Source organism: Blastopirellula marina DSM 3645 (assembly GCF_000153105.1).
Lineage (GTDB): Bacteria > Planctomycetota > Planctomycetia > Pirellulales > Pirellulaceae > Blastopirellula > Blastopirellula marina.
This window is the reverse complement of the sequence record NZ_CH672376.1, coordinates 1,505,323-1,529,122: the sequence shown is the minus strand read 5'-3', so window position 1 is coordinate 1,529,122 and position 23,800 is coordinate 1,505,323. Positions and strand designations below refer to the sequence as shown.

At 57.2% G+C, this 23,800-nt stretch carries 24 protein-coding genes; 19 read left to right on the top strand and 5 right to left on the bottom strand.

Going from position 1 to position 23,800, the window contains the following annotated elements; all coding sequences use genetic code 11:
* The 10 genes from DSM3645_RS08005 to DSM3645_RS07960 all read left to right on the top strand — a co-directional run.
* Nucleotides 1–330 (top strand): DUF1559 family PulG-like putative transporter (locus DSM3645_RS08005; protein ID WP_002651610.1); only part of this gene is annotated, 330 nt, incomplete at its 5' end.
* Nucleotides 331–397: 67 nt separating this feature from the next.
* On the top strand, nt 398–805 hold the full coding sequence (locus DSM3645_RS08000) for a hypothetical protein (RefSeq protein WP_002651609.1): 408 nt from the start codon (nt 398–400) through the stop codon (nt 803–805).
* Between the two features lie 19 nt (nt 806–824).
* On the top strand, nt 825–2,090 hold the full coding sequence (locus tag DSM3645_RS07995; RefSeq protein WP_002651608.1) for a sialidase family protein: 1,266 nt from the start codon (nt 825–827) through the stop codon (nt 2,088–2,090).
* Nucleotides 2,091–2,155: 65 nt separating this feature from the next.
* Nucleotides 2,156–3,064, top strand: a complete 909-nt coding sequence (locus DSM3645_RS07990; protein WP_040352283.1) for a dihydrodipicolinate synthase family protein — start codon at nt 2,156–2,158, stop codon at nt 3,062–3,064.
* Between the two features lie 14 nt (nt 3,065–3,078).
* The gene (locus DSM3645_RS07985; RefSeq protein ID WP_002651606.1) at nt 3,079–4,740 is read left to right on the top strand and encodes a sodium:solute symporter; all 1,662 of its coding nucleotides are present in this window, start codon (nt 3,079–3,081) and stop codon (nt 4,738–4,740) included.
* A complete protein-coding gene (locus DSM3645_RS07980) occupies nt 4,737–5,654 on the top strand; it encodes a succinylglutamate desuccinylase/aspartoacylase family protein (RefSeq protein WP_002651605.1) in 918 nt (305 codons plus the stop codon). The genes DSM3645_RS07985 and DSM3645_RS07980 overlap by 4 nt, the downstream gene beginning before the upstream one ends.
* Nucleotides 5,647–6,465, top strand: a complete 819-nt coding sequence (locus DSM3645_RS07975) for an SDR family NAD(P)-dependent oxidoreductase (protein ID WP_002651604.1) — start codon at nt 5,647–5,649, stop codon at nt 6,463–6,465. Before DSM3645_RS07980 ends, DSM3645_RS07975 begins: the two co-directional genes overlap by 8 nt.
* Nucleotides 6,466–6,489: 24 nt before the next feature.
* Nucleotides 6,490–7,551 (top strand): pyridoxal-phosphate dependent enzyme, encoded by a 1,062-nt coding sequence (locus tag DSM3645_RS07970; protein WP_002651603.1) that lies wholly within the window; start codon nt 6,490–6,492, stop codon nt 7,549–7,551.
* Nucleotides 7,552–7,686: 135 nt separating this feature from the next.
* Complete coding sequence (locus DSM3645_RS07965) at nt 7,687–8,442, top strand: HEAT repeat domain-containing protein (RefSeq protein ID WP_002651602.1); 756 nt, start codon at nt 7,687–7,689, stop codon at nt 8,440–8,442.
* Nucleotides 8,443–8,650: 208 nt separating this feature from the next.
* A complete protein-coding gene (locus tag DSM3645_RS07960; RefSeq protein ID WP_050769328.1) occupies nt 8,651–9,904 on the top strand; it encodes an SGNH/GDSL hydrolase family protein in 1,254 nt (417 codons plus the stop codon).
* 60 nt (nt 9,905–9,964) lie between these two features.
* Here DSM3645_RS07960 and DSM3645_RS07955 read toward each other — a convergent pair whose 3' ends face one another.
* Nucleotides 9,965–10,816, bottom strand: a complete 852-nt coding sequence (locus DSM3645_RS07955; RefSeq protein WP_002651600.1) for a fumarylacetoacetate hydrolase family protein — start codon at nt 10,814–10,816, stop codon at nt 9,965–9,967.
* A complete protein-coding gene (locus tag DSM3645_RS07950) occupies nt 10,807–12,108 on the bottom strand; it encodes an aspartate aminotransferase family protein (RefSeq protein WP_002651599.1) in 1,302 nt (433 codons plus the stop codon). The genes DSM3645_RS07955 and DSM3645_RS07950 overlap by 10 nt, the downstream gene beginning before the upstream one ends.
* Before the next feature lie 133 nt (nt 12,109–12,241).
* Here DSM3645_RS07950 and DSM3645_RS07945 point away from each other — a divergent pair, with 133 nt between their 5' ends.
* Together DSM3645_RS07945 and DSM3645_RS07940 are read left to right on the top strand one after the other, a co-directional pair.
* Complete coding sequence (locus tag DSM3645_RS07945) at nt 12,242–12,631, top strand: RidA family protein (protein WP_002651598.1); 390 nt, start codon at nt 12,242–12,244, stop codon at nt 12,629–12,631.
* A 9-nt stretch (nt 12,632–12,640) separates the two neighbouring features.
* Nucleotides 12,641–14,116 (top strand): M81 family metallopeptidase, encoded by a 1,476-nt coding sequence (locus DSM3645_RS07940; RefSeq protein WP_002651597.1) that lies wholly within the window; start codon nt 12,641–12,643, stop codon nt 14,114–14,116.
* Nucleotides 14,117–14,395: 279 nt separating this feature from the next.
* Here DSM3645_RS07940 and DSM3645_RS07935 read toward each other — a convergent pair whose 3' ends face one another.
* Nucleotides 14,396–14,593: a DUF542 domain-containing protein gene (locus tag DSM3645_RS07935; RefSeq protein ID WP_040352277.1), complete on the bottom strand. Its 198-nt coding sequence runs from the start codon at nt 14,591–14,593 to the stop codon at nt 14,396–14,398.
* A gap of 183 nt (nt 14,594–14,776) precedes the next feature.
* Between DSM3645_RS07935 and DSM3645_RS07930 the strand changes: the two genes are divergently transcribed.
* The 5 genes from DSM3645_RS07930 to DSM3645_RS07910 all read left to right on the top strand — a co-directional run bounded on the left by DSM3645_RS07930 (nt 14,777) and on the right by DSM3645_RS07910 (nt 18,288).
* Entirely contained in the window at nt 14,777–15,193 is a 417-nt protein-coding gene (locus DSM3645_RS07930) for an RrF2 family transcriptional regulator (RefSeq protein ID WP_002651595.1), read from the top strand.
* Nucleotides 15,194–15,281: 88 nt separating this feature from the next.
* A complete protein-coding gene (locus DSM3645_RS07925) occupies nt 15,282–15,845 on the top strand; it encodes a c-type heme family protein (protein ID WP_002651594.1) in 564 nt (187 codons plus the stop codon).
* 3 nt (nt 15,846–15,848) lie between these two features.
* The gene (locus DSM3645_RS07920; protein ID WP_002651593.1) at nt 15,849–17,168 is read left to right on the top strand and encodes a hypothetical protein; all 1,320 of its coding nucleotides are present in this window, start codon (nt 15,849–15,851) and stop codon (nt 17,166–17,168) included.
* On the top strand, nt 17,165–17,530 hold the full coding sequence (locus DSM3645_RS07915) for a DUF488 domain-containing protein (protein WP_050769433.1): 366 nt from the start codon (nt 17,165–17,167) through the stop codon (nt 17,528–17,530). Before DSM3645_RS07920 ends, DSM3645_RS07915 begins: the two co-directional genes overlap by 4 nt.
* 161 nt (nt 17,531–17,691) lie before the next feature.
* On the top strand, nt 17,692–18,288 hold the full coding sequence (locus DSM3645_RS07910) for a DUF4291 domain-containing protein (RefSeq protein WP_002651591.1): 597 nt from the start codon (nt 17,692–17,694) through the stop codon (nt 18,286–18,288).
* Here DSM3645_RS07910 and DSM3645_RS07905 read toward each other — a convergent pair.
* The gene (locus DSM3645_RS07905) at nt 18,240–19,232 is read right to left on the bottom strand and encodes a TIGR01777 family oxidoreductase (RefSeq protein WP_040351694.1); all 993 of its coding nucleotides are present in this window, start codon (nt 19,230–19,232) and stop codon (nt 18,240–18,242) included. The two genes, DSM3645_RS07910 and DSM3645_RS07905, sit on opposite strands and share 49 nt — an antisense overlap.
* A 102-nt stretch (nt 19,233–19,334) precedes the next feature.
* A complete protein-coding gene (locus DSM3645_RS07900; RefSeq protein WP_002651589.1) occupies nt 19,335–20,123 on the bottom strand; it encodes an SDR family NAD(P)-dependent oxidoreductase in 789 nt (262 codons plus the stop codon).
* A 275-nt stretch (nt 20,124–20,398) separates the two neighbouring features.
* On the opposite strand from DSM3645_RS07900, the gene DSM3645_RS07895 reads away from it, so the two are divergent.
* Both DSM3645_RS07895 and DSM3645_RS27910 read left to right on the top strand, forming a co-directional pair.
* Nucleotides 20,399–20,974, top strand: a complete 576-nt coding sequence (locus tag DSM3645_RS07895; RefSeq protein ID WP_002651588.1) for an ECF-type sigma factor — start codon at nt 20,399–20,401, stop codon at nt 20,972–20,974.
* Between the two features lie 95 nt (nt 20,975–21,069).
* On the top strand, nt 21,070–23,763 hold the full coding sequence (locus DSM3645_RS27910) for a protein kinase domain-containing protein (protein ID WP_002651587.1): 2,694 nt from the start codon (nt 21,070–21,072) through the stop codon (nt 23,761–23,763).
* Nucleotides 23,764–23,800: the final 37 nt, after the last annotated feature.

The window sequence follows — 23,800 nt, the reverse complement described above, 5'->3', positions numbered from 1 at the left end:
GGCTTTCGTGACATTATTGACGGAACCTCGAATACTCTGGCGATCGCCGAAAGTGTCGGCAACAAGCCGGGCAGTCATCGCCTGTGGGCCTGGGGCGTTTATAGCGGAGGAATGGGAACGTCTGGCGGCATCAATGCGAACTTCCCCAATCTCAGTGGTTGGACGTTCTGGAACAACGACTCGTTTAATGGACCCTCTAGCTATCATCCCGGCGGCTGCCTGGCGACGTTTGCGGATGGCTCGGTCCGCTATATTCCCGAAACGATTCAGCTATCGACGCTGCTCGATTTGACGACGATCAAAGGGAATGAAGTCATTCCAGAATACTAATCGGCGTTTCTCGCTCCTTTGGTCACTCCTCGTTTTATTGAACTCCCGGGTTGGAGCCTGTACTCCCATGAAAACATTTCTCCTTACGGCCGCCGTGCTGCTAACTGCTGTCGGCTGCGGTTCCGGCGATCCCAATCAGATACCGGTTCGCGGATCGGTCTCCTATCAGGGACAACCGATCGACGACGGCTTCGTTCGCTTTGTTCCCTCACCCGGCGTCAATGCGCCGGTACGCGTCGCTCAGATCATTGACGGCAGCTATGAATTAGAGGGGCGATTCGCATTGTCACCAGGCGCCTACAAAATCGAAATCGAAGGTTTTGAAGGTGAGGATATGCCGCTGAGCGAGCCTGGCCAAGTTGTGGAACAACGTCGCCAAATTTTGCCGGCCCAGTACAACGCAAAGTCGAAAATCGATCCGCTCACCGTCAGCCAGGGCGATTCGCCGCGGGAACTTGATTTTGAACTCAACTAGCCAACACAATCGCGCCGCCATGAATAGCTTCTCCCAACATCTCTTCTTCATCGCGACCATGGGGTTGCTCCTTTTAGGAACAGAACGCCTGAGGGGCGAAGAAGCGAAGGTCCCTTGCGTTTCGATCGTAAGCCGTGACATCACCGCAACGGCGTCTCCTTTCTACCGAGCGATCTATGCCGATGCGACCAAGAATCGCTTGGTCAGTTCGACCTGGCAATCGGATGACAACGGCAAAACCTGGGCGCCGATTCGCTCGCATCATGCGTTGGCCCGCGGCTTGACGCCGGGCTTTCGCCGCAATCCGACGACAGCGACGCTCGATGAAAAGCGAAATTGCGTTATTTCGATCGTCAACGCACTCGACACTCCGGAGCTCGATCCAACGATCAACGAGCCTCCGATCGCCCAACAGACCTACTACCTGCGTTACCGCCTATCAACCGATGGCGAGAAAAGTTGGCGATGCGACGATCCGATCGTCGGCGCCGGCGACTTTGACGCGCAGCATCCCTTCGCCGGTCTCTGGATCGGAAAGAATGCGATTTATCTGGGTGATAACGGATGTGCGCCGATCGTCACGCGTTCGGGTCGCGTATTGGTTCCGGCTCAGATGACGGCGTTGGACAAGGCCGGCCAACTTTACAAACCTCCCAAGGCGCATACCTATACGGAAGCGGTCGTCTTGGTCGGCGACTGGACCGCCGACGATCGACTCGCCTGGCGAATGGGTTCGCGTGTAAAAGGCGATACCTCCCAGACTATTCGCGGCTTGATCGAACCGACCATCGCCGAAATGCCCGATGGACGAATCCTGATGGTGATGCGCGGCAGCAACATGCATGACCCCAAGGTAGAAGCGAGCAAGTGGTTCTCTATTTCTGCCGACGAAGGGGAAACATGGAGTCCGCCGCAGCGCTGGAAATATGATGACGGAACAAGCTTCTTTTCGCCGAGCAGCATGTCCGTTCTGATGCGTCACAGCAGCGGTCGCATCTTTTGGGTCGGTAACATCACGCCGGAAAACCCCGACGGTAACCTTCCTCGGTTTCCGCTAGTGATCGGCGAGGTCGACCCCCAATCCCTGCAATTGATTCGCGAAAGCGTCGTCCTTGTTGATCAAAAGTCCAAAGAAGATGAACGACAAGGGCGCCTCGACTTATCGCATGTTCATTTGATGGAAGACCGCGAAACCGGCGAGCTGATCCTTACCTACCCGCGGGCGCACAACAAATACACGAAACGCGAATATGCGTTACTCCGTCTGGCCGTGTCGCCCAACTAAAGTTTGCCTGATACGCCTTTTTGAAATTACTCCCGCCAACCTGAATGATTAAAGCCACCATCGCTATGCACACGCGTCTCATCTCGGCCATTTGCACGCCGATCCATTCCAACGGCGATCTGCATGTCGAAGGACTTGCCGCGCATATCGAGGCGCAAGTCGCCGCCGGCATCGACGGCCTGTTAGTCGCCGGCACGATGGGTTTGATGCAATTGCAGACCGATGCGACCTACGAAAAGTTGATCGACGAAAGCGTCAGCATCGCCAGTGGTCGGACCGAAATATGGGCCGGTGTGGGAGACGCCAGCTATCACCGTACGTTGGCGAGAATTCGAATCGCCGAGCGTCAACCGGTCGACGGGCTTGTGATTTTAACTCCCTATCTGATGAAGTTCACCGAGCCAGAGCTGCTCCGCTATTACCTTCAGCTTGCCGACGCGGCGAACAAACCGCTGTTTCTCTACGACCTGCCGGTCTTGACCGGTACGGCCCTTTCAATGGAATTGATTGAGCAAGTGACCGCGCATCCCAACGTTCATGGCCTGAAGTGTACGCGCGACTGGCAATGGACTACCGAATTGTGGAACCGCTTCCGAGAGAAAACGCGCGTTGTTCCCGCCCAGCCGGAACGAGTCGCCGATCTGATTCGCATGGGAGTTCCCGACAATTTGGATGGATTGTTTGCGATTTTTCCGAATCAAAGCCGCGCTTTGGCCGACGCCGCCGATCAAGGGCATTGGGAAGAAGCGGCGCAGTTGCAAGCCGACCTTTGCCGCTTCTTAGAGCTCGGTCGCGCGAGCAAGTTGTTTGGCGCCGTGACCAGCATTTTAAACGCGTTGGGCATCCCCGGCTTGATGGCGCCGGCTCCGTACGACCAGCTTACGCTCGAAGAACAAGACCAGCTGCTGAGTCATGCGACGATTCGTCGCCTCATTGATAACGAACTAAAACTCGCCGTCGTGCAACCGAGCTGAACAGCAGGCCCATTTTGAAATTCTCCACCTTCGTCGTTGTCGGTCTCACGCCGCTCGTTCTCGCAGGAGCGGCCAGTATCGCCTGCGCTCAAGAGCCGGAAACCGCATCGTCAGTCGTCGGTCCCAGCTTTGGTTGGGTGAATTGGACGGTGCTTATCGCTTACTTGGCGGCGATGGTTGGAATCGGCGGTTATTTTTCACGCGGCGAATCGTCCGGAGAAGACTTTTTTCTGGCCGGCGGACGCATACCCTGGTGGGCGGCGGGACTTTCGATCTACGGCACGCAGCTCTCCGCGATCACGTTCATGGCGGTTCCGGCGTTGGCGCTCGCCCCCGGTGGTAACTGGACGAAGATTGTCGGCGGTTGGACCACGCTGCTCATGGCTCCGTTGATCATTTACTTCTACTTGCCGCTGTTTCGTCGGCTTCAAGTGCAGACCGCTTATCAGTATTTGGAGCGGCGGTTTCATCTGTCGGTGCGACTGATCGCCAGCTTGATCTTTATCGCGTTTCAAGTAGGTCGAATGGGGATCGTACTGCTGCTGCCAGCGGTCGCGATCGCCGCTGCGACTGGAAGCAATGTGTTGGTCGCCGTGGTCCTGATGGGGACGTTGGCCACCATCTATACGGTGCTCGGCGGAATGGAAGCAGTGATCTGGACCGATGTCGTTCAAGTCATCGTGTTGATCGGCGGAGCGCTCCTTTGTTTGGCCGTGTCGATCTTTGAGATCGGCGGTCCAGCACAGTTGTATGACCTAGCCAGTTCGGCCGACAAGATGACGATCTTCACTTGGTCAGCGACTCCCAGCGAACCCTCGACGTGGGTCTTGTTAGTCGGCTTTTTCTTCATCAATCTGATCGCCTACACAACCGACCAAACGGTCGTGCAACGATATTTGACCACGCCAGACGAGAAATCGGCCGCAAGCAGCATCTGGCTCAACGGCCTGATGACGATTCCGACCGGCTTCTTGTTTCTGCTGCTCGGTACGTCGCTGTGGGCCTTCTACGAACTGCATCCAGAAATCGCATCGCCCGGCAAAGCCGATCAGGTCGTTCCCTGGTTTGTCATGCAGCAACTTCCTGCCGGCGTCGCCGGCCTAGTAATCGCTGCGATCTTCGCCGCCGCGATGAGTTCGCTCGATTCCAGCATGAATTCAATCGCGTCGGCGATCGTCAACGATTTTTGGCTTCGCTTGGCCGGCCCCGCCAAACCAGAAGCGGAGATTCGCGTCGCTCGCGTACTGACGTTGGTGATTGGAGTTCTCGGCACCTCCATGGCGTTGGGAATGGCCGTCTTGAACATCACCTCGTTGTTTGACTATTTCAACTTAATGCTAGGCATGCTCGGCGGCGGACTCTCCGGTATCTTTTTGCTGGCCGTTTTCACCACGCGCGCCAATTGGATCGGCGCATTGGTCGGATTGGCGGCCGGCGCTGCGGCGACGGCGCTGGTTCAATTCGACTCGACGCTGCATGTCTATCTAGCAGGCGCAGCCGGCACGCTTACCTGCGCGCTGGTCGGCTATGTCGTCAGCTGGATTCTTCCCCTACCCCAAAGCGATCTGCAAGGGCTGACCATTCATACGATGGTTCCTTCCGGATCCGATCAAACGGCCGATCGCGATTCGGCCAATCATTCCCCGTCTCCCTCTATCGATTCTTCAATCGGATGAATCTGCAACCCCTTGAAATTGCCGGAGCCATCCATGGCCCGCATCTGTTGATCTTGGCTGGCGTTCATGGTGATGAATACGAGCCGATCGCCGCCGTTCGCCGCCTGGCCGAGACGATCGATTCTCGCCAACTCCGCGGGACCGTCACGCTGGTGCCGATCGCCAATCATCCGGCGTTCGCCAGCCGCAGTCGCACCGGCTCGGATCACTTGGATCTCGCGCGGACGTTTCCCGGTTTCCGGCATGGAAAACCAACCGAACAAATCGCGTTTGCAATCAACGAGTTGATTGAAGAAGCCGACTTTCTGATCGATCTGCATACCGGCGGACTCACGATGGAAATCTCTCCCTTAGTCGGATACATGCTCGTCTCCGACGCCGCGACGCTAGAGGCGCAGCGTCAGATGGCCGCGGCCTTCGGCCTGCCGATCGTCTGGGGAACTTCCGCTCGACTGGAAGGACGCTCGTTGTCGGCCGCGCGTGACGCGAACGTTCCGGCGATCTATGCCGAATGGGGCGGCGGCGGTGGCTGCAACCCTGATGGCGTCGCCGCCTATATCCAGGGATGCAAGCAGGTGATGGGCGCGCTCAAGATGATCGCTGATCTGCCCGCGGCCGCCGACGTCGATCGCTATGTGATCGAAGATGATCGCGACGCCAGCGGGCACCTGCAAATCAACTATCCCGCCCCCATCGCTGGCTATTACGAAGCGTCGGCAGCACTCGACGCAATGATCGTTCCCGGCGACGAACTAGGACGCATCTACGATCCGCAAACACTCGATCCCACGCCGATCTGCGCTACCCAACGCGGTCGGCTGATCACGCGCCGCGTCTTGCCGGCCGTCGACGTCGGCGACTGCCTAGCGGTGATTCTCGAAGATCCCGCTGATAAAGGTTCGTTTGATGAATAATCGTCCCGTGGCAGTTATCACCGGCGCATCGCAAGGCATCGGCGCCGAAACGGCGCAGGAGTTCGCTCGACGCGGTTATGACTGCGTTCTGATCGCTCGCAACCAATCGCGATTGCAATCATTGGCCGATCAACTCGAAACGCTTGGCGCTCAGTCGATCGTCTGCTCAGGCGACCTTAGCGATCTTGCTTTCGCTCGTTCCGCGATCGACCGAAGCCTGCACCAATTTGGTCGAATCGACGTGCTGGTGAATAACGCCGCCTGGCGGAAGATCGGCACGATGCGGACGATGGAACCGGACGAATGGGACCAGACGCTGCGAGTTTGCCTGACGGCGCCAGCGTTTCTCGCCAAATGGTGCGCCGCGGCGATGGAGCCCGCTCGACGCGGCGTGATTCTGAATATTTCCAGCATTCAATCCAAACTGGCGCCCGGCATTTGCCCCGCCTATGTAACGGCCAAGGGAGGGCTCGACTCGCTGACGTATGAACTGGCCGCGCTGTACGGCCCGGTGGGCGTGCGGGTGCTCAGTCTTAATCTCGGCGCTATCGACACCGAGATGAGCGCCGACTACATCTCCAGTGATGGAGAAGACATCAGTCACGCGATACGACGTTATGCCGAAGACATGATTCCGCTCCGCCGGTTTGCACAAGCCGGTGAGATCGCTCGCTCGATCGCACTATTGGCGAGCGACGACGCTAGTTATATGACCGGCGCTTGTATCGAGATCGACGGCGGTTGGTTTCACCAGGCGACCCCCTATTCGCTCAAGCAGCAGCAGTTTCCGCAAGATTTCCCCGCCTCCTAGTTGACTGACAAGAGACTCCCCACGATGGATCCCATTTCGCTTGGTGAAGGAAACACGCCGCTCGTTCGCTCTCAGCGAATCGGGCCCGCGTTGGGACTAAAAAACTTGTATTTCAAGCTAGAAACGGTCAATCCAACCGGCTCGTACAAAGATCGCTTTGCTGCCGCGGCGATCGCCGACATGCAGCGACAAGGAAAGCGTCGCGTCATTGCGACCTCCAGCGGCAACACCGGTTCAGCGCTTGCCGCTTACGCCGCTGCGGCCGGCATGGCATGCACGATTGCAATTGTCGATGGTGCGCCCGCCGGCAAACTGCGACAAATGATGGCCTATGGCGCCGATATTAAAAAGATCCAAGGCTTTGGCCATGACGCAAAGGTGACGCAGGCCACCTTTGAGTTTCTCCAACAACTCGGCGCTCAGCCGGACGCACAATTGCAGATCAGCGCCTATCACTACAGCCCGGTTGGGATGGGCGGCGTCGAAGCAATCGGACGCGAAATAGCCGCGCAGCTTTCCGCCCACGGACAACAGGCCGATCACGTTTTTTCCTGTGCCGGCGGCGGCGGACTGACGCTGGCCGTCGCACGCGGCTTTTGTACAGCGGTCGAATTCGAATCGATCGACGCTTCTCCGCATGTTCACTGCGTTCAGCCGATCGGCAACAATACCATCGCCGGTCCGCTGCGCGACGGATCGGATCAAGCTCAAGCAACCGTGTGCACCACCAAAATCAGCGGGCTGCAGGTTGCATCGGTGATTGACGGGGACGCCGTTATCGCCGCTTGTCGCGCGAGCGGCGGAACCGGCTGGTTGGTGGAAGACGCGGAGATCTACGAATCGCAAACAGAGTTGGCGCGGCAGGAAGGCATCTTCTCGGAACCAGCCGGAGCCGTACCGTTGACCGGACTAAAACAGGCGCTTGCCGCCGGCCAAATCCCGTCCACCGCGACTATAATTTGCTTGGTGACAGGGACCGGCTTCAAAGACCTCGACTCGGTCGACGCCATGTTGGGCGCCAACGCCTGCCCTACGATTTCGCTTGCTCAGTTCGTACAGCAACTCCGCGAGACGCCGCTCCTTTAAACTCACCACCACATAGGATCGTCTCCGATGCGAACCACAAGTCATATCGCAACTTCGACGCTTTTTGTCCTCACCGCAGCAACCGCCTTCGCAGGCGAGTCAAACAAGATCACAGCCGCTACTCGGAATCAATGCATGAAAACCTTGCGAGATGGACTCTCGACGGATCAGTTCTGGCCCTCGATGCACGCCGCCGAAGCGCTAACCTTGACTGGATGCGGCGATGAAGTCCGCACGGTTCTCAAGCCGAAGCTGCCAACCGTCGAAAACCCGCAACATCGCTGCGGGGTTGCCCGCGAACTCTTTCGCGCGGGCGACGCATCCGCAATCGGCGTCTTGTGGGAAGTGCTCGCCAGCGAAGATCCTTATGGACATGGTCATGCCTGCGAGTCGCTTTTCAAAATCAAACAGATCGGCGACGGCGTGCTGCTCAAGCAACACATGAACGATGAGACGTCGCCAATTAAACAACTGTTGGCGGCGGCGGCTCTTGCACGACATGGCGACGCCGAAGCCCAACAATCGATTCACAACTATTTGATCGGCGACGATGATAACATGGCTCGCCTGGCTGCGTGGACGATGGCGGTCAGCGGCGACGACAGCGATATCGCCGCTTTGCGTAAGCGTGCCCAATCGATCACCGATCCTCGCCACAAAGTTTACTTTCATGCCGCGCTGGCGACTTTTGGCGACGAAGCAGGCAGTACGGCGCTGCAAGCAGATCTCAACCACGAAGAGTCGACGGTACGCGTCTATGCGGCCGAGTTTTGCGGACACGCCAAGCTCGCGACTGCCATCCCGGCGCTGACAAAATTGCTCCACGACGAAGATCTCGACGTTCGCATCCGCGCCGCTCAAGCGTTGTGCATGTTGGGAAAGAGCATGTAACAACAAACGCGTTATTACATCTTCACAGTCCGAAGCGCAAACGCGGGCAATGCGACTGGGCAAAAATGACGAATGTCGAATGAATAACGAAAAATCCGAATGACGAAATCGCTTCGCTATCGGATCTTCATTCCTCATTTGCTTGCGACCCCATTTTTTTTTGCTTTCGCTGCACGCTACGAAGAGAATTCGACAAGCGAAACGAAATATGCCTACCACCCTTCTAATCCTCGGTCGACGCGTCACTCTTTTCCTCGTGGCGACCGGGTTATTGACGGCGACGCCGGCGTTTGCCGAAGAGCGTGCAGACCACCCTCTCAGCAAGGTCCAACAGCAACTCGCCGACGGCGAATTGACCAAGATTGTTTGCTTTGGCGACAGCATCACCGGCGTCTACTATCACAGCGGAAGCAAACGCGCCTGGTGCGATATGCTGGGGCTTGCTTTGAAGACTGCCTATCCGAACGCCGATCTGCAAATGATCAACGCTGGCCGCAGCGGCCACACGACGGTTAACGCGCTCGCACGAATTGACAGAGATGTCATTGCGAAACAACCGCAACTGGTTATCGTCAGTTTCGGCATGAATGACGTCGCCCGCGTTCCGCTCGAGGACTACAAGCGAAACATGCGTGAGATCATTCAGCGCTGCCAGGACGCAGGCGCCAAAGTTATTGTATGTACGCCGAACGCCGTTTCCGAAACGGCAGCGCGTCCGGAAGCGAAACTAGCGCAGTACGTCAACGCCGCGCGATCCATTGCCGCTGACTTCCAGCTGCCGCTTGTCGATCTGTTCGCCGCATGGCGGAAGATTCGTGCAGAAGATCCGCTCGGCTGGTCGTTGCTGATGAGCGATGAGATTCACCCCAACATGACGGGGCATCTTCAATTTGCAGAATTGATCGGTTCGACTATTTCTGGTCGCCCGATTACTTTTGACGAAACCCCAGCTCCGCTCGGCACGCTCCAAGTCACTTTAAATCGACTTGCGCGAAAGGAAACCGTCAAGCTAGTTGCGGCGGCGCCGTACGATTCGATCGTGCCGGAGCAGTTGAAACGACTTTACCCAGATGCGAAGTTTAACGTAGTTGTCTGGCCCGCCGAGGAGCAGACGATCACTGCGGCAGCGCAATGGGCGAAGCAGATTCGCGGCCTGAAACCACACTTAGTGATTCCGCCGCTTCCTCCCCAAGCGTTTGCGGCGCCCCCGGAAGAATTCATTCGCGAGTACGAATGGGTGCTGAATTACAGTTTGCCGCAAAGCGGCGGAACTTGGGACGTCGTGCCGGTCCTGCCGCTAGAATTGCAGCACGCGTCGGCAGAGCAAACGAAGTATCTCGAGTTGGCGATCCGCATCATCGCCGGCAAAGACATGCTCTTTGTGGGACGTCCGCCAGGCGAGTCTGGCAGCGCCGCTGAGATCGTCGGCGATTGGTTCGCGAAACAGCAGCAACCCCCATAAAATAAGGCCTGCGAATCGATCGACTCGCAGACCCTGTTCTGATTTTCAAGGTGATCGCAACTACGCGTTCTTGCAGACCTGTCGTTGCTCGCCCAAACCGGCGATCGACAGCTTGATCGCATCGCCTGATTTCAGAAAGCGGGGAGGTTTCATCCCCAGCCCAACGCCTGGCGGAGTACCGGTCGACAGCAAGTCGCCGGCTTCCAACGTCATGAACTGCGACAGGTAGTAGACCAAATAGTGCGGGTCAAAAATCATCGTCCGCGTATTGCCGGTCTGCATTCGCTCGCCGTTGACGTCGAGCAGCATCGCCAGATCATTGACGTTGGCAACTTCGTCCGAGGTCGCCAAAAACGGGCCGAGCGGGTTGAACGTATCGCAACTTTTGCCCTTCACCCATTGGCCGCCCCGTTCCAATTGGAAGTGACGCTCTGAGACATCGTGCGAGATGCAATAGCCGGCGATGTGCGCCGCAGCATCCTCGACGCTCTCGAGATAGCGAGCCTCTTTTCCGATCACGACTCCCAGTTCGACTTCCCAGTCGGTCTTTTCGCTCTTGCGCGGAATCAACACATCGTCATAGGGACCCACGACGGTATTGGCCGCTTTGAAAAAGATGATCGGCTCTTCCGGAATCGGCATTCCCGATTCGGTCGCGTGATCGGCATAGTTCAGACCGATGCAAACGACCTTACCGGGCCGCGCGATGGGCGCTCCCCAGCGAACATCTTCCGCGACGTCCGGGTAAGTATCTAGCGCTCCGCTGAGCTCAGCCAAACGCCCAAGTCCGCCCGACTGGAAGAACTCGCGGTCGTAGCGGTCGAAAACAGAGCTTAAATCTTTCCTAGCGCCGCTGGAGGTTAATAGGCCGGGCTTTTCTTTGCCCAACGGGCCAAACTGAACTAGCTGCATCGCACCGTATCCTTCATCGATGATTCAATTGCGTTGATCACATGCTCCAAGACGGCTTCATCATGCTGCGTACCAATATACCAGCGCGCGTCCGGCAACAGTTGCACGCCGTTGTCGAGCATCGCCGCCCGAAAACGGGTGTACGTTTGCATGTCGGAACGGGTCGTGTCACGATAGTCACGGGGAGCTTGCTTCACGCCAAAGTGTACGGAAAAGACCGAGCCGACGCCGCTGACGACGACGTCCAGCCCCACATCCGCCGCTGCCGAGGTCAGCGCCTCTGCGATTGCTTGCCCATGGGCGTTCATTCGCTCGTACGTGCCTGGCTTGCGCAATTCGCGAATCGTCTCGATGGCGGCGATGATATTGAACGTGGTGCCATTATAAGTGCCGGAATGAATCGTTCGTTGATCGCGGAGAACTTCAAACATCTCCGCTCGTCCGCCAACGGCCGACATCGTAAATCCGCCGGCCAACGCTTTGCCGTAAACCGAAAGATCAGGCTCAACGCCAAAATATTCTCGCGCGCCGCCCAACGCGATCCGAAAGCCGGTGATCACTTCGTCGAAAATTGATACGGCGCCATGCTCGCGGCAAAGCTCAACCAACGCTTCCAGATAACCCGGCTTCGGCATGCAGCTGCCCGAGTTCGCCAAGATCGGCTCGGTCAAGACGCAGGCAATCTCGTCGCCGCGAAGCGCAAACAGGTCTTTTAACGCGTCGATATCATTCCAAGGCAAGACGAGCGTATCGGCATATTCGCTGGCCGGCTGTCCACCGCAGGTTGGCTGCGCCAGCGTCGTATCTTCCGACTTCGGCCGATAAGAGACCAAAACGTTGTTCAACCAACCGTGGTAATGCCCCTCAAATTTCAAAATTTTGTCGCGGCCGGTGTGGGCGCGAGCGATCCGAATCGCTGACTGGATCGCCTCGGTTCCGGTATTCGAGAATATCACTTGCTCGACGCCGGGGACCGATTCGACGATCAGCTCGGCCAATTCAATTTCGGCGACGTGCTGACAACCGTAGGTGTACCCTTTGGTCAGCTGCTTCGCGACGGCCGCGTTGATGCCGGCATGGTTCGAGCCGACGATCAACGGTCCCCAACCCAGGGTATAGTCGGCTCGGCAATTGCCGTCGACATCGTAAAAGTGAGCACCGTCGGCATGGTCGATATATAAAGGCGTTTCGGTCACAAAGCGCCGCAATGAGCTAGAAACGCCGGTCGCTAACGAGCGGCAGGCACGCTGATAAAGTTCTGCAGAACGCGATGTCGTTTCTGTGGACGCCATGAGGTTCTCCGGAGGGGGGGCCGTTCGTAAGCTTGAACGGCGAAAACGGACGGGAAGGGAACGCTTTGACAGTCGCCCATCGTTCCATTATTCTGAATCTATTATTCCACATCGCAGAAGTCAAGGAGTTTCCGTGAAACCATTTCACGCGATCCACAATCCCGATACGCCGATCAGTCACTTGCCCTTCAGCCCAGCGGTTCAAGTCGGACAATTTGTCTTTGTCTCGGGTCAGGCCTCGGTCGACGAGACCGGCAAGATTGTCCCAGACACCTTCGCCGGAGAGATGCGTCGCAGTCTCGAAAACATTCGTAAAGTTCTCGCAGCCGCTGGCCTGACCATGAACGACGTCGTGCAAACGCGCAACTATGTCGGCGACCAGGCGGACTTGCCCGAGTTCAATCAAATCTATGCGGAATACTTTGAACAACCGTACCCGGCCCGCACCACATTGATGGGCTGCTTGGGCACGCTGTTGAAGTATGAAGTTGACGTTGTCGCCGTCGCGCCGCGTCTTGCTTAGGAGTTGGATATGCGCGTTGGCGTCATCTCGCTGTTGCATGAGTCGAACACGTTTGTCGCGGCGCCGACCACGCTCGACAATTTTCGCCGTGACATGTTACTGGTCGGCGACGAGATCATTCCGCGCTATGAAGCGGCCCACCATGAAGTCGCCGGCTTTATCGCCGGACTGCGCCAAGCCGCGATCGAGCCGGTCGGAATCTTTGCGGCGCGAGCGCTCCCCAGTGGAGTGATCGCGGCCGACGCCTTTGACGAGCTGGTCCGGTGCATGTTGGAACAGTTGGACCAGCATGATCAACTCGATGGACTCTTGATCGCTCCCCATGGCGCGACGGTCGCCGCCAATCATCCCGATGCCGACGGCTATTGGATGCAGGCCGTCCGTGACGCCTTTGGCCGCGACAAACCGATCATGGGGACGCTCGATCCGCACGCGAATCTATCTCCGCAGATGGTCGCCGCGACGGATGCGCTCTTTTCGTATCGGACCAATCCGCACGTCGACCAGGCCGAGCGGGGGCGAGAAGCGGCCGAGATGATGGCCCGCACGTTGCGTGGCGAAATCCGTCCACGACAAGCGGCCGCCTATCCGCCGCTGGCGATCAATATCGAACGGCAATGCTCTTCCGAGTTCCCCTGTCAGCAATATGCCGAGTGGGTGACAGAGGTTCGCAGTCGCCCAGGAATTTTGGGCGCTAGTTTCTTTTATGGATTCCCGTACGCCGATGTCGCCGAGATGGGATCGGCGATGCTATGCATTGCCGACGACAACGCCGATCTAGCGACGAGCACCGCGCACGAACTTGCGGAGCGAATGTGGAACGACCGCGCCAGCACGCTCGGTTCGTTTTGCAGTATCGACTCGGCCATTGATCAAGCGCTCGCGTGCGCGGGTCCGGTTTGCTTGCTCGACATGGGAGACAACGTTGGCGCCGGGTCGCCGGCAGACGGAACCTGTATCGCACAAAGGCTGGTCGATCGTCAAATTCCGCGCGCCTTTGTCGCGATCTGCGATCCGGCGGCAGTCGCCATCGCCACCAAGTCTGGCGTGGGTGCGGTGCTGCCGCTTTCGATCGGCGCCTGGCAAGATCGCTTGCATGGAGAGCCGCTGCAAGTCACTTGCGAGGTCATCTCCGTGCACGCCGGACGCTTTGCCGAAGAAGAGCCGCGGCACGGGGGAAAGACCGAATTCGACATGGGCGCCACGGCGATCGTTCGCACGCAAAGCGGCCTGACGGTGCAAATCACCTCAGAGCGAACCGCTCCCTGGTCGCTGCGGCAACTGACGCACTGCAATTTGGCGCCCACAGACTTCCAGATCCTTGTCGCCAAGGGAGTGAATGCGCCGCTGGCCGCTTATGCCAGCGTTTGTCCCTATTTCTTCCGCGTCGATACGCCGGGCGTCACGACGGCCAATCTCGATCGCCTGCAATACGCGCATCGTCGCGTTCCCATGTATCCATTCGAAATTACCGCAGGCAAGTGAGGGTACCCGAAGTTTTGAGATTTGTTTGTAATATTCAACTTTGTTATCCGCTTAACTAGAAGAGAAGGCAATCCTAATAGCGGAGGACAAAACGATGCCAGACGGATCACGAAAACGACGCTTTTCCTGCGACGCAGCCAAACGAACCTGGTACGCCAACTGGCGTTCGCTCCGCTTTGCTCGTCGCTTTGGTTAAGCCGCTTCCCGCCAACCGCACACCTTGCCAGGCTGCTTGCCTGAAAACTTTGGCTCCATCATTCCACCTGCAGCGAGCCGCTTCTACTCATCATTCTCGCCGATCAGCTTGCGGAGCTTTCTCAATACTTCGTGCTCGTTGAGCCCCTGCTCTTGGCAAGCGAACTCTAAAGATTTGCCGCCGCAGCAGTAGTCGATTTCCAGCTCTTGAAAGACCACGAGCGTCTCTGGATGATCGACCACCCAATCCGGAACGGAAGTCTCTAACGAACAGTGCGACATCGGTGCTTCTCGTCGAATCGCGCAGATTCGCTTGCGGTGCAAATTCAAAAAACGGACCAGCATACCGCGGCGACACGCGGTCCGTTACCGTCGTGGGAACGCTTTTTAGCTTGACGCTGCCGTCGCGACAAGGTATTTCTGTAAAAGATGCACCACTTATACTTCTTTTAAGATTCGAGCCCCATGAAGCTCACGACGCAAACCGATTACGCGTTGCGAACGTTGATGTTTCTCGCAACGCGTTCGGATCGAGCGAACGTCGCCAACGTGGCGCAACTGTTTGGCATCTCGGTCCACCATGTCGCCAAGGTCGTGAACTCCTTAGCGAAATATGGATATGTGCGCAGCATTCGCGGAGTCGGCGGGGGTATCGAGTTGGCTCGGCAACCACGAGAGATTCGCTTAGGAGAAGTCGTCGAACGGTTTGAGGGAAGCACGCACCTTTTGGACTGCATCGACACGGAAGATATTTGCGCGATTCAATCCTTTTGCAAGTTAAAAGGAGTGCTCGCCGAAGCGGAGCGAGTTCAGCGCGCTTACCTCGACAGCGTCACCCTGGCCGACGTCGCTCCTACTTCGCGGCAATTGCAGCTTCTCTAAGAAGCGTCCGCATCATCGGCTGACGCTTTCCCTTCCACTTGCTGGAATCAATTTCGACAGGCAACACCTAAGGCAATAGGCGAAACCAATGGAATACCAAGCGGCCTCGATTCGGCCCCTGCTATGGATCGCAGTCCTACTGGGAGCGAGCGGATTCCCCCTGCAACAAAGCGTGGTCTTGGCTGACGAAGCGGATACCGAAACCACCAGTGAAGCGGTGAAAGCGCCGATCCGCTTGCCAGAGGCTCGTGCGCGGGCGCGACTCTTGCACGAGACGATTCATGGAGCGTTGCAAGTCGTGCATCGCGATTTCTTTGACGAAGACGAATCCCATGCAATCCCCTCGCGCTCGTTGGAAGATGTCTTCGCCGAATTGGCTCGCAGCCATCACGTAACGATTCGGTGGATCTCCGTAAATACGGACGCGATGAATATCGACAACGAACCGACGAGCCCCTTTGAAAAAACCGCCGCTCAAGAACTCGCGAAAGGTCAACCCGAGCATGAAGCGGTCGAGCAAGACCAATATCGTTTCGCGGGCGCGATTCGGCTATCGTCCCGCTGCCTAAAGTGCCATGTGCCGCATCGTACGAATACGAACGATCGCATGGCAGGCCTAGTGATTTCGATTCCGGTGGAGCAGGAGAAATAAGCGATGCTGCAAAGCGCCTACATTCAAAACCTGCGAATGATGCTTGTCGCCGGTTTTCTGTTCACGCTGCCACCCCAACTTTGGGCGCAGTTCGACTTTGAAAAAGAACCGATCCACTACGGCGAAAATCTGCAGCACGACGCTGTAGCGCAGCTCCAACAGCAGCTCAGCGACCAGAAGTCACAGCTTGAATTTGATGCGCAGCACGGATACTTGAAATCGGTGCTGGAGAAACTGAACATCTCGCCTGAATCTCAGGTGCTGGTTTATTCGAAAACGAGTTTTCAGTTATCCAGAATTTCCCCCCGCAGACCGCGTGCGCTCTACTTCAATGACGAATCCTACGTCGGTTGGGTCCAAGGTGGAGACGTCGTAGAAATCATGACGACCGATCCTCAGCATGGGGAAGTCTTCTACACGCTTTCGCAAGAGAAACAGGAGACTCCGCGATTTGTGCAAGATCGCGGTCAATGTATTACCTGTCACGCTTCGTCGCGCACGCAAGGAGTTCCCGGCGGCCTGATCCGTTCGGCATTTGTCAACGCGGCCGGTCAGCCTCACTATGGATCAGGCACCTTTACGACCGATCACAGCAGCCCGTTCGCAGATCGCTGGGGCGGTTGGTACGTCACCGGAACTCACGGAACGATGCGTCATATGGGAAACGTCCTCTCGCTCGATCGCGACGACGCCGAGAACATTGATCGCGAGTCTGGCGCCAACGTGACGGATCTTTCCCGAAAGTTGAAGATCGCACCGTACCTGACGCCGCATAGCGACATTGTCGCATTGATGGTTTTAGAGCATCAAACGCAGATGCAAAACTTTCTGACCCTGGCGAATTTTGAAACACGGATGGCGCAGCATCATGACCAGACGATCAACCAGGCGCTCGATCGTCCTGCCGATTATCAGAGCGACACCACGCGCCGTCGCATCGCTTCGGCCGGTGAGAAGCTGCTGCGGTACCTGTTGTTTGTCGATGAGTTTCCGCTTGAGTCGCCGGTCACCGGCTCATCGGGCTTCGCCCGCGAGTTCGCGGCTCGCGGTCCGTTTGATTCTCAGCAGCGATCTCTGCGAGATTTTGATCTGCAAACACGTTTGTTCAAGTATCCGTGCAGCTACCTGATTTACTCCGACTCGTTTGACCAGTTGCCCGTTGTGGTCAAGAAATACGTTTCACATCGGCTGCGAGAAGTTCTCTCAGGCGACGAAACGGACGAAGATTTTTCGCATCTGACAGCGGAAGACCGTCGCGCCATTCGCGAGATTCTGCAAGAGACCAAGCCCGATCTTTGGGCGACCGCGGATCAGCAGCCGTGATTCACCATTTCCAAATCAAACGGATTTACGATCCGCCCAGCAAGTCGGACGGCCTGCGCGTACTCGCCGATCGTTTATGGCCACGCGGCGTTTCCAAAGCCGCCGCCCAGATTGATCTCTGGGCCAAAGAACTGACGCCTTCGAACGACTTGAGAAAATGGCTGCACGAAGATCCGGAGCGATACGACGATTTTGTCCCCCGGTACCAAGCGGAATTGATGGACCGACGTGCTCAGGTCGATGAGTTTCTCATGCAGTATGGTTGTCCTGTGATGACCTTGCTAACCGCGACCAAAGAACCCAGCCGAGGGCATCTTCCGGTGCTCCAAGCTTACTTGGAACAAAGGATCGCCCAATCGTAGACCAAGACACGCGTCTTGAAGCGGCTTAATCTGAAGCCGTGGGCGCCTCTTTTTCGAGACCAGATGCGAACCTTGCGGGGATTCTACCTCTCCAACTTGGCGCAAAAGAGAGTTTTGTTTCCGCTTCGCCAATACTTCGTCTATTCGCCTGTCCTCGTTTCATGTTCCACTTTCGAGAAATCCGCGCCAGCTTTGATCGCGATACCATTGTGGTCTATCAGGCCTACAACGACGCGATCGCCAACGCGGCTCTGACGGTAGGCAAATTTGTTCCACCGTTCTCATTCCAACGAATGACCTGGATCAAACCATCGTTCTTATGGTTAATGGAGCGAAGCGGATGGGGAACGAAAGCGAATCAAACGCGAATCCTAGCAGTTCGTATTGCCCGCAGCGGTTGGGACGCGGCGATTGGCCAAGGGGTTCTTACTTCGTATCACTCTGACATCCATCGCTCGCAAGATGATTGGCGAACGCAATTTGAAAACGCAATGGTCCATGTCCAGTGGGATCCTGAACGTTCACTGCGCGGCAAGAAGCTGGAATATCGATCCATTCAGGTTGGAGTCGGTCGGCGACTGATCACCGAATTTGCGGAGCAGTGGACGCAAGAAATCGTCGATCTCACGCCTTTGACCGCCAAGCTGCGACAATTCCGCCAGGCAGGCGATCATGACAAAGCGAAGCGACTGTTGCCGCGTGAGTCGATCTATCGTGTCAATAATGCAACGGCATCACGACTCGGCATCGAGTCGTGATGCGGGCGCAGCAGATCGTCTAGCGCCGCATTCAAATTGGGAAACCGAAACACGAACCCTTCGGCCGGCAATCGTTCCGAAACGACATAGCGCCCATACAACGGCAATTCGGGATCGGTCCGCAAAACATAGTGGGCGCCCAAGCGAACCAACCAGGTAGGCGACGGAAGACCGATCGGCATGCCGATCGCCTTCCGCATCGCGCGCATGAACTCCAGCATCGACACCGGATGCGGCGCCGATGCGACATAGACGCCGTGCATCGTCGGTTTGAGGATCGCTCTGGTGATCAGCCGATTCATGTCAAACTCATGAATCCAACTCATCCCTTGCTGGCCGTTGCCGATTCTTCCTCCCAAGCCCCAGCGGGTCAGCCCGGCCAGATGCGCCAATGCTCCGCCGCCGGCGCCTTGATCGCGACCAATCACAAAGCTGGTCCGCAAGATGACGCCGCGTTGCGTCGGCAATCGCGCCGCGTGAAACGCGTCTTCCCACGCTTTTCCGACTGTCGGCGCAAAACCGACGCCGGTTGCGGAATCTTCGCTGCAGACCAGCGACGGCGGATCTCCATAGATATGCGCGGTGCTCATCTGCACCCAGACCGGCGGCGGTGCTGCGACGTTGCGGATGGCTTTTCCCAGTACGTGGGTCGACTCGACGCGCGAGCGGACGATCTCGTCCTGATGATCAGGCGACTTGATGCAGTTGACGCTCCGCCCAGCGAGATTAATCACCGCGGCGGCCCCGTTCAATTCGTCTCGCCAGGGGCCTAGCGTTCTGGCATCCCAAGCAACATGCCGCCAAGGGCCGATCACTGGGGGCGCCGAGCGGGAGAGAACAACGACCTCTGCCCCTGCGGCGGACAAGTGCGTCGCCAACGAAATGCCGAAAAACCCACTTCCACCGGCGATGACGATCCTGCCCGGAACCTTATTCGCGATCATGTTGGTCACTTCTCTTGCTTGCAGAACGATTTGCTATCCGTTCAACCGCAAAAGAAAGAGGCGCATAACCGCAACACCGCATCTTGTCCATCTGCGTCAGCGTTAGACGACGCTCTTCACGATCCCGCCGTCAACGCGCAGCGCCGCGCCATTGATGGCCGACGCGTTGGGGCTGCAAACGAACGTCACTGCGTCGCCGATCTCGTTGGGATCGATGAACCGCTGAATCAACGAAGTTGGTCGGTTCTCGACGATAAACTTCTTTTCCGCTTCTTCTGACGGCAATCCGGGAAAGACGTCCGCGACAAACTGTTGCACGCTTTCCGTCATCGTCGAACCTGGCAATACGGAATTAACCGTCACCGCGGTCCCCTTGGTCAGTTCGGCCAAGCTGCGCGAAATCGACAACTGCATTGTCTTGGTCGCGCTATAGTGGGCCATCTCGGGCGCCGGACTGACGCCGGACTCGCTAGAGATAAATATCACGCGTCCTGCGTCTCGCGATAGCATGCCAGCCAAATAGTGCCGACTGAGCCGCACGCCGCTCATGATGTTGATCTCGAACAATCGCTGCCAGGCCTCATCGGTCTCGTCAAAAAATCCAACCGCCTCATAGATCCCCAGATTGTTCACCAAGATATCGACCGCCGGAAATGCTTCGATCGTCGTCTGACATCCCTGGGCGGTTCCGTTGTCAGCGACCAACGCGACAAGATCGGCGTCGGGAACATCGCTGCGAATCGCGACCAGCGCGGCGGCGACGCTTTTCTCAGATCGACCATTGATAATGGTCTTGGCGCCTTCGCGCGCTAGCGACGTCGCAATCGCCAAGCCGATTCCGCCGGTCGATCCAGTAACTAGCGCGGTTTTACCTGTCAGTTGCAGATCCATATTTGACTTCCTGCTCGAGATTTTGCGTCGCTTGCCGGACGTTTGACAGCGCTCACTGTTGGATTCGATGTCGTAAGACGCTCGGTCGATACGTCGTCACTCCATTTTCTGGTCAAATTGCGCTTGAGCGGCGCCAGGAGAGCGTCCCGTTGATTTCTTCGTGCGAAAACGGAATCAGGCATTTACAATAGAGCAGCGTTCGCCGCGCCATGCCAACTTAGCGGCCGCATTTACGCCAACTGCCCCTTATCATCGAATCGAAAACGCCCTGCGTTATGAGCGAGTTTCTCGAAGCGGTCCAAGCGATGGAGTCCGGCGATCCCCAGGCCGCCGACCGAATTCTGCCGCTGGTCTATGAGGAACTCCGCAAATTGGCGGCGATGCATTTGGCGCATGAGAGACCTGGTCATACGCTCCAACCGACCGCGTTGGTGCATGAAGCCTATTTGCGGCTCGCCGGCGGCGCTGCGCCGGATCAATGGAAGAGTCGAGCCCATTTTCTCTCGGCGGCGGCGATCTCGATCCGGCGAATCTTGATTGACCATGCTCGCCGGCGCAATTCCGCCAAGCGCGGAGGCGACTTCGCACGCACCGAGCTGGATGACTTCGCCGCGGCGCTGCCTCAGCCGCGCGAGGACCTCCTTGCCCTCGACGAAGCGCTCCAACGGCTGCAGAAGATCGACTCGCGAGCCGCCGATCTGGTGCAACTCCTTTATTTCGGGGGGCTTACAATTCCCGAAGCGGCGCAAACCTTAGACATTTCGCCGCGCACCGCTCGGCGGATTTGGACCTATGCGAGAGCTTGGCTCCGTCGCGAAATCGAAGGCACGGAGCCGCCGCCCAATAGTTAGGAAAATCTTTGGCCGCATTTCCAGTTCGTTTGCGCACTTTCCTGTAAGACGATTGCTCCTCTTTGCAGCTTGATTTTGCGACAGCCCTGCTTGCTATGAATGAACAACAAATTTTTCATGCTGCTCTGAAGATCGCCGATCCGCTGGCTCGATCGCAGTACCTGGATTTGACCTGCGGAAATGATTCGACGTTGCGCGGCGAAGTCGAATCGCTGCTCGCCGCTCATGCGCGTTCCGGCGAGTTTTTAGATATCCCGGTTCTCGCCCAACTGGGGTCTCCTGCCGAAGAATCCGGCGAAACGCGCGAGCATCCTAACGGCGCCGACTCTCAAGTCGACCTCTCATTTCTAGAACCATCACAGAAAGCGGGATCGCTCGGTCGACTCTCGCACTATGAAGTGCGTCAAGTACTGGGTCGCGGCGGATGCGGTATCGTTTTCAAGGCCTTTGACGAAAAGCTGCAACGAACCGTCGCGATTAAAGTCATCGCCCCCGAACTTTCGGCGACTTCCCCGGCGCGTAAACGCTTCCTGCGCGAAGCTCGCGCGGCGGCTGGGGTTCGCCACAATAGCGTCGTCAGTATTTATGCGGTGGAGAACCTGCCGATTCCTTATCTCGTGATGGAATATCTCGACGGCGGCACGATGCAAGACAAGTTGGATCAGTCGGGACCGTTTGCACTGCCAGAGATTCTCCTCTTTGGACGTCAGATCGCCGAAGGGCTTGCCGCCGCGCATGCCCAAGGGCTGATCCATCGCGATATCAAACCATGCAATATCTTGCTTGATGCGGGAGGACAAAGCGTCAAGCTGAGCGACTTCGGTTTGGCGCGCACCATGGACGACGCCCGACTTACGCAAAGCGGCGCCGTCGCTGGCACGCCGCTTTACATGTCGCCCGAACAAGCGCGGGGCGAAACGCTTGATCAACGAAGCGATCTGTTTAGTCTCGGCAGCGTGCTGTACGTCATGTGCAGCGGACGCCCTCCGTTTCGCGCACCGACTCACTATGCAGTGATGAAACGGGTCGTCGAAGACGCGCCTCGTCCAATCCCAGATATTATTCCTGAAATCCCCGCTACGTTGACGTCGATCATTGACAAACTCCTTGAGAAAGATCGAGCGGATCGGATTCCGTCAGCGGCGGAAGTTGCGACACGGCTGCGCGAACTAGAGCGACGCGATCTTCACGCGGTCGCCAACCCGTTCCGCACCACCGGCACGCCGCCCGCCGCGAAGTTCGATCCTCCGCCGCGGACTTCGCTGGGCACATGGATCGCTCTGGTGACGGTATGTCTGATTGCCATCGGCGTGCTGTTAGCCGGCCTGATGTTCAATCGGTCGCTTTCTGATCCGAGCGCCCCGCGCGGAGTTTGGGTTCAACGCGAGGATCAATTGATGCAGACCGAACCGCTCGATAGTCAATGGATTTTCGGCGATCCCAACTGGAGCGACTACAACATGGATGTGGAGACAAGAAATCTCTGCAACCACGCCAACGCACGAGTCGGCTCAATCCTGTTTCGCGCCGAATCGCCGCACGATTTCTATCGCTTCACGATCGATAATGTCAGTACCGGCATGACGACACTCGTCAAATCGACAGGAGACGAGACCACAAAAATCGGCCCCTTCCGACAAAATCGCCCGCAGCAGAATCCGTGGTACAAGGCCCATATCGAAGTTCGCAAAGATCGCATTCGCTGCTGGGTCGACGATATCGAACTGTTTGACGAACGAGATTCGACCTTTGCACGGGGGCGAGTCGGCCTGGCGACTATCGGCGTCGCCGCGGCTTGGCGCAATCTGAAAGTGACCAAGCCGGACGGGTCGATTTTGTGGGAAGGATTTCCAAAGATTGAGCCCGGCATGTTCGAGTCTCCCACGACGATCCGCAACTATCCGTGCGGCGAGATGATCATGCCCGCCAAGCTAGTGCTGCCCCCAGACGTTTCGCCCGATCGCCGCGCCGCCGCGTACGTACTTTCGGCAGGCGGTTCCATTCGCATCAACGGCGAACGCTTTCAGTCAATCCGACGTCTCGACCAACTTCCCGACGAACCGTTCGAACTAACGCAAGCGTCGCTCAACGATCCTCGTATCAAAGAGGCCGAGCTCCAGATCTTCGCCGAAACAACCCATCTAACCGAGCTTGCTCTCGGCTCCGAGTTCACTGACGCGGCACTCCAAAACTTTCGCCACAACAAGAACCTGAAGACTCTCTATTTTTTGCACTCCCAAATTACTGGAGCGCCGCTTCACGATTTTGACTTGTCTCAGTTAACCCACGTCGACGTACGCTATTCTCAATTTGACGGCGGCAACGTGATCGTGCTGCAGAACTCGCCAGAATTAATCGAACTCCATCTCACCAATACGAACGTCCAAGATGAAGATCTCGCTTTGCTCACAGGGCTAAGCAAGCTGCAACATTTGCACCTGTATGACACGCGGATTTCGGATGCTGGCTTGGCTCAAATCGGCAAGCTGACAAAGATGAAGATCCTCTCGATCGACAAAACGGAGATCACCGACAAAGGAATCGCACACTTGACGACGCTTCATGATTTGGAGGTTCTGAACGCATCCAACACCAATCTGACCGACGTCAGCGTCAATCATCTCGCTCAGCTGCCGCGACTGCAGCGACTGCAAGTGCAAGGAACCCAGATTACCCGGCAAGCCATCGAAAAACTGCACGCGGCGCTGCCGGATTGCGTCATCACTTGGAACGGCGGAGAAATCCGACCTGCCGGCGATGCGCCGCCGACGCCGGGCCTGGACATCTAAGCTTGAGCGGTGAAATCTCGGCCGAAATGGTCATTCA

Coding starts and splice junctions, on each gene's coding strand:
- DSM3645_RS07895 (WP_002651588.1), top strand. CDS start 20,399: ATGAGCGAGTTTCTCGAAGCGGTCCAAGCGATGGAGTCCGGCGATCCC.
- DSM3645_RS08000 (WP_002651609.1), top strand. CDS start 398: ATGAAAACATTTCTCCTTACGGCCGCCGTGCTGCTAACTGCTGTCGGC.
- DSM3645_RS07935 (WP_040352277.1), bottom strand. CDS start 14,593: ATGTCGCACTGTTCGTTAGAGACTTCCGTTCCGGATTGGGTGGTCGAT.
- DSM3645_RS07970 (WP_002651603.1), top strand. CDS start 6,490: ATGGATCCCATTTCGCTTGGTGAAGGAAACACGCCGCTCGTTCGCTCT.
- DSM3645_RS07930 (WP_002651595.1), top strand. CDS start 14,777: ATGAAGCTCACGACGCAAACCGATTACGCGTTGCGAACGTTGATGTTT.
- DSM3645_RS07980 (WP_002651605.1), top strand. CDS start 4,737: ATGAATCTGCAACCCCTTGAAATTGCCGGAGCCATCCATGGCCCGCAT.
- DSM3645_RS07900 (WP_002651589.1), bottom strand. CDS start 20,123: ATGGATCTGCAACTGACAGGTAAAACCGCGCTAGTTACTGGATCGACC.
- DSM3645_RS07925 (WP_002651594.1), top strand. CDS start 15,282: ATGGAATACCAAGCGGCCTCGATTCGGCCCCTGCTATGGATCGCAGTC.
- DSM3645_RS07955 (WP_002651600.1), bottom strand. CDS start 10,816: ATGCAGCTAGTTCAGTTTGGCCCGTTGGGCAAAGAAAAGCCCGGCCTA.
- DSM3645_RS07950 (WP_002651599.1), bottom strand. CDS start 12,108: ATGGCGTCCACAGAAACGACATCGCGTTCTGCAGAACTTTATCAGCGT.
- DSM3645_RS07920 (WP_002651593.1), top strand. CDS start 15,849: ATGCTGCAAAGCGCCTACATTCAAAACCTGCGAATGATGCTTGTCGCC.
- DSM3645_RS07995 (WP_002651608.1), top strand. CDS start 825: ATGAATAGCTTCTCCCAACATCTCTTCTTCATCGCGACCATGGGGTTG.
- DSM3645_RS07905 (WP_040351694.1), bottom strand. CDS start 19,232: ATGATCGCGAATAAGGTTCCGGGCAGGATCGTCATCGCCGGTGGAAGT.
- DSM3645_RS07975 (WP_002651604.1), top strand. CDS start 5,647: ATGAATAATCGTCCCGTGGCAGTTATCACCGGCGCATCGCAAGGCATC.
- DSM3645_RS07940 (WP_002651597.1), top strand. CDS start 12,641: ATGCGCGTTGGCGTCATCTCGCTGTTGCATGAGTCGAACACGTTTGTC.
- DSM3645_RS07990 (WP_040352283.1), top strand. CDS start 2,156: ATGCACACGCGTCTCATCTCGGCCATTTGCACGCCGATCCATTCCAAC.
- DSM3645_RS07965 (WP_002651602.1), top strand. CDS start 7,687: ATGAAAACCTTGCGAGATGGACTCTCGACGGATCAGTTCTGGCCCTCG.
- DSM3645_RS07910 (WP_002651591.1), top strand. CDS start 17,692: ATGTTCCACTTTCGAGAAATCCGCGCCAGCTTTGATCGCGATACCATT.
- DSM3645_RS07960 (WP_050769328.1), top strand. CDS start 8,651: ATGCCTACCACCCTTCTAATCCTCGGTCGACGCGTCACTCTTTTCCTC.
- DSM3645_RS27910 (WP_002651587.1), top strand. CDS start 21,070: ATGAATGAACAACAAATTTTTCATGCTGCTCTGAAGATCGCCGATCCG.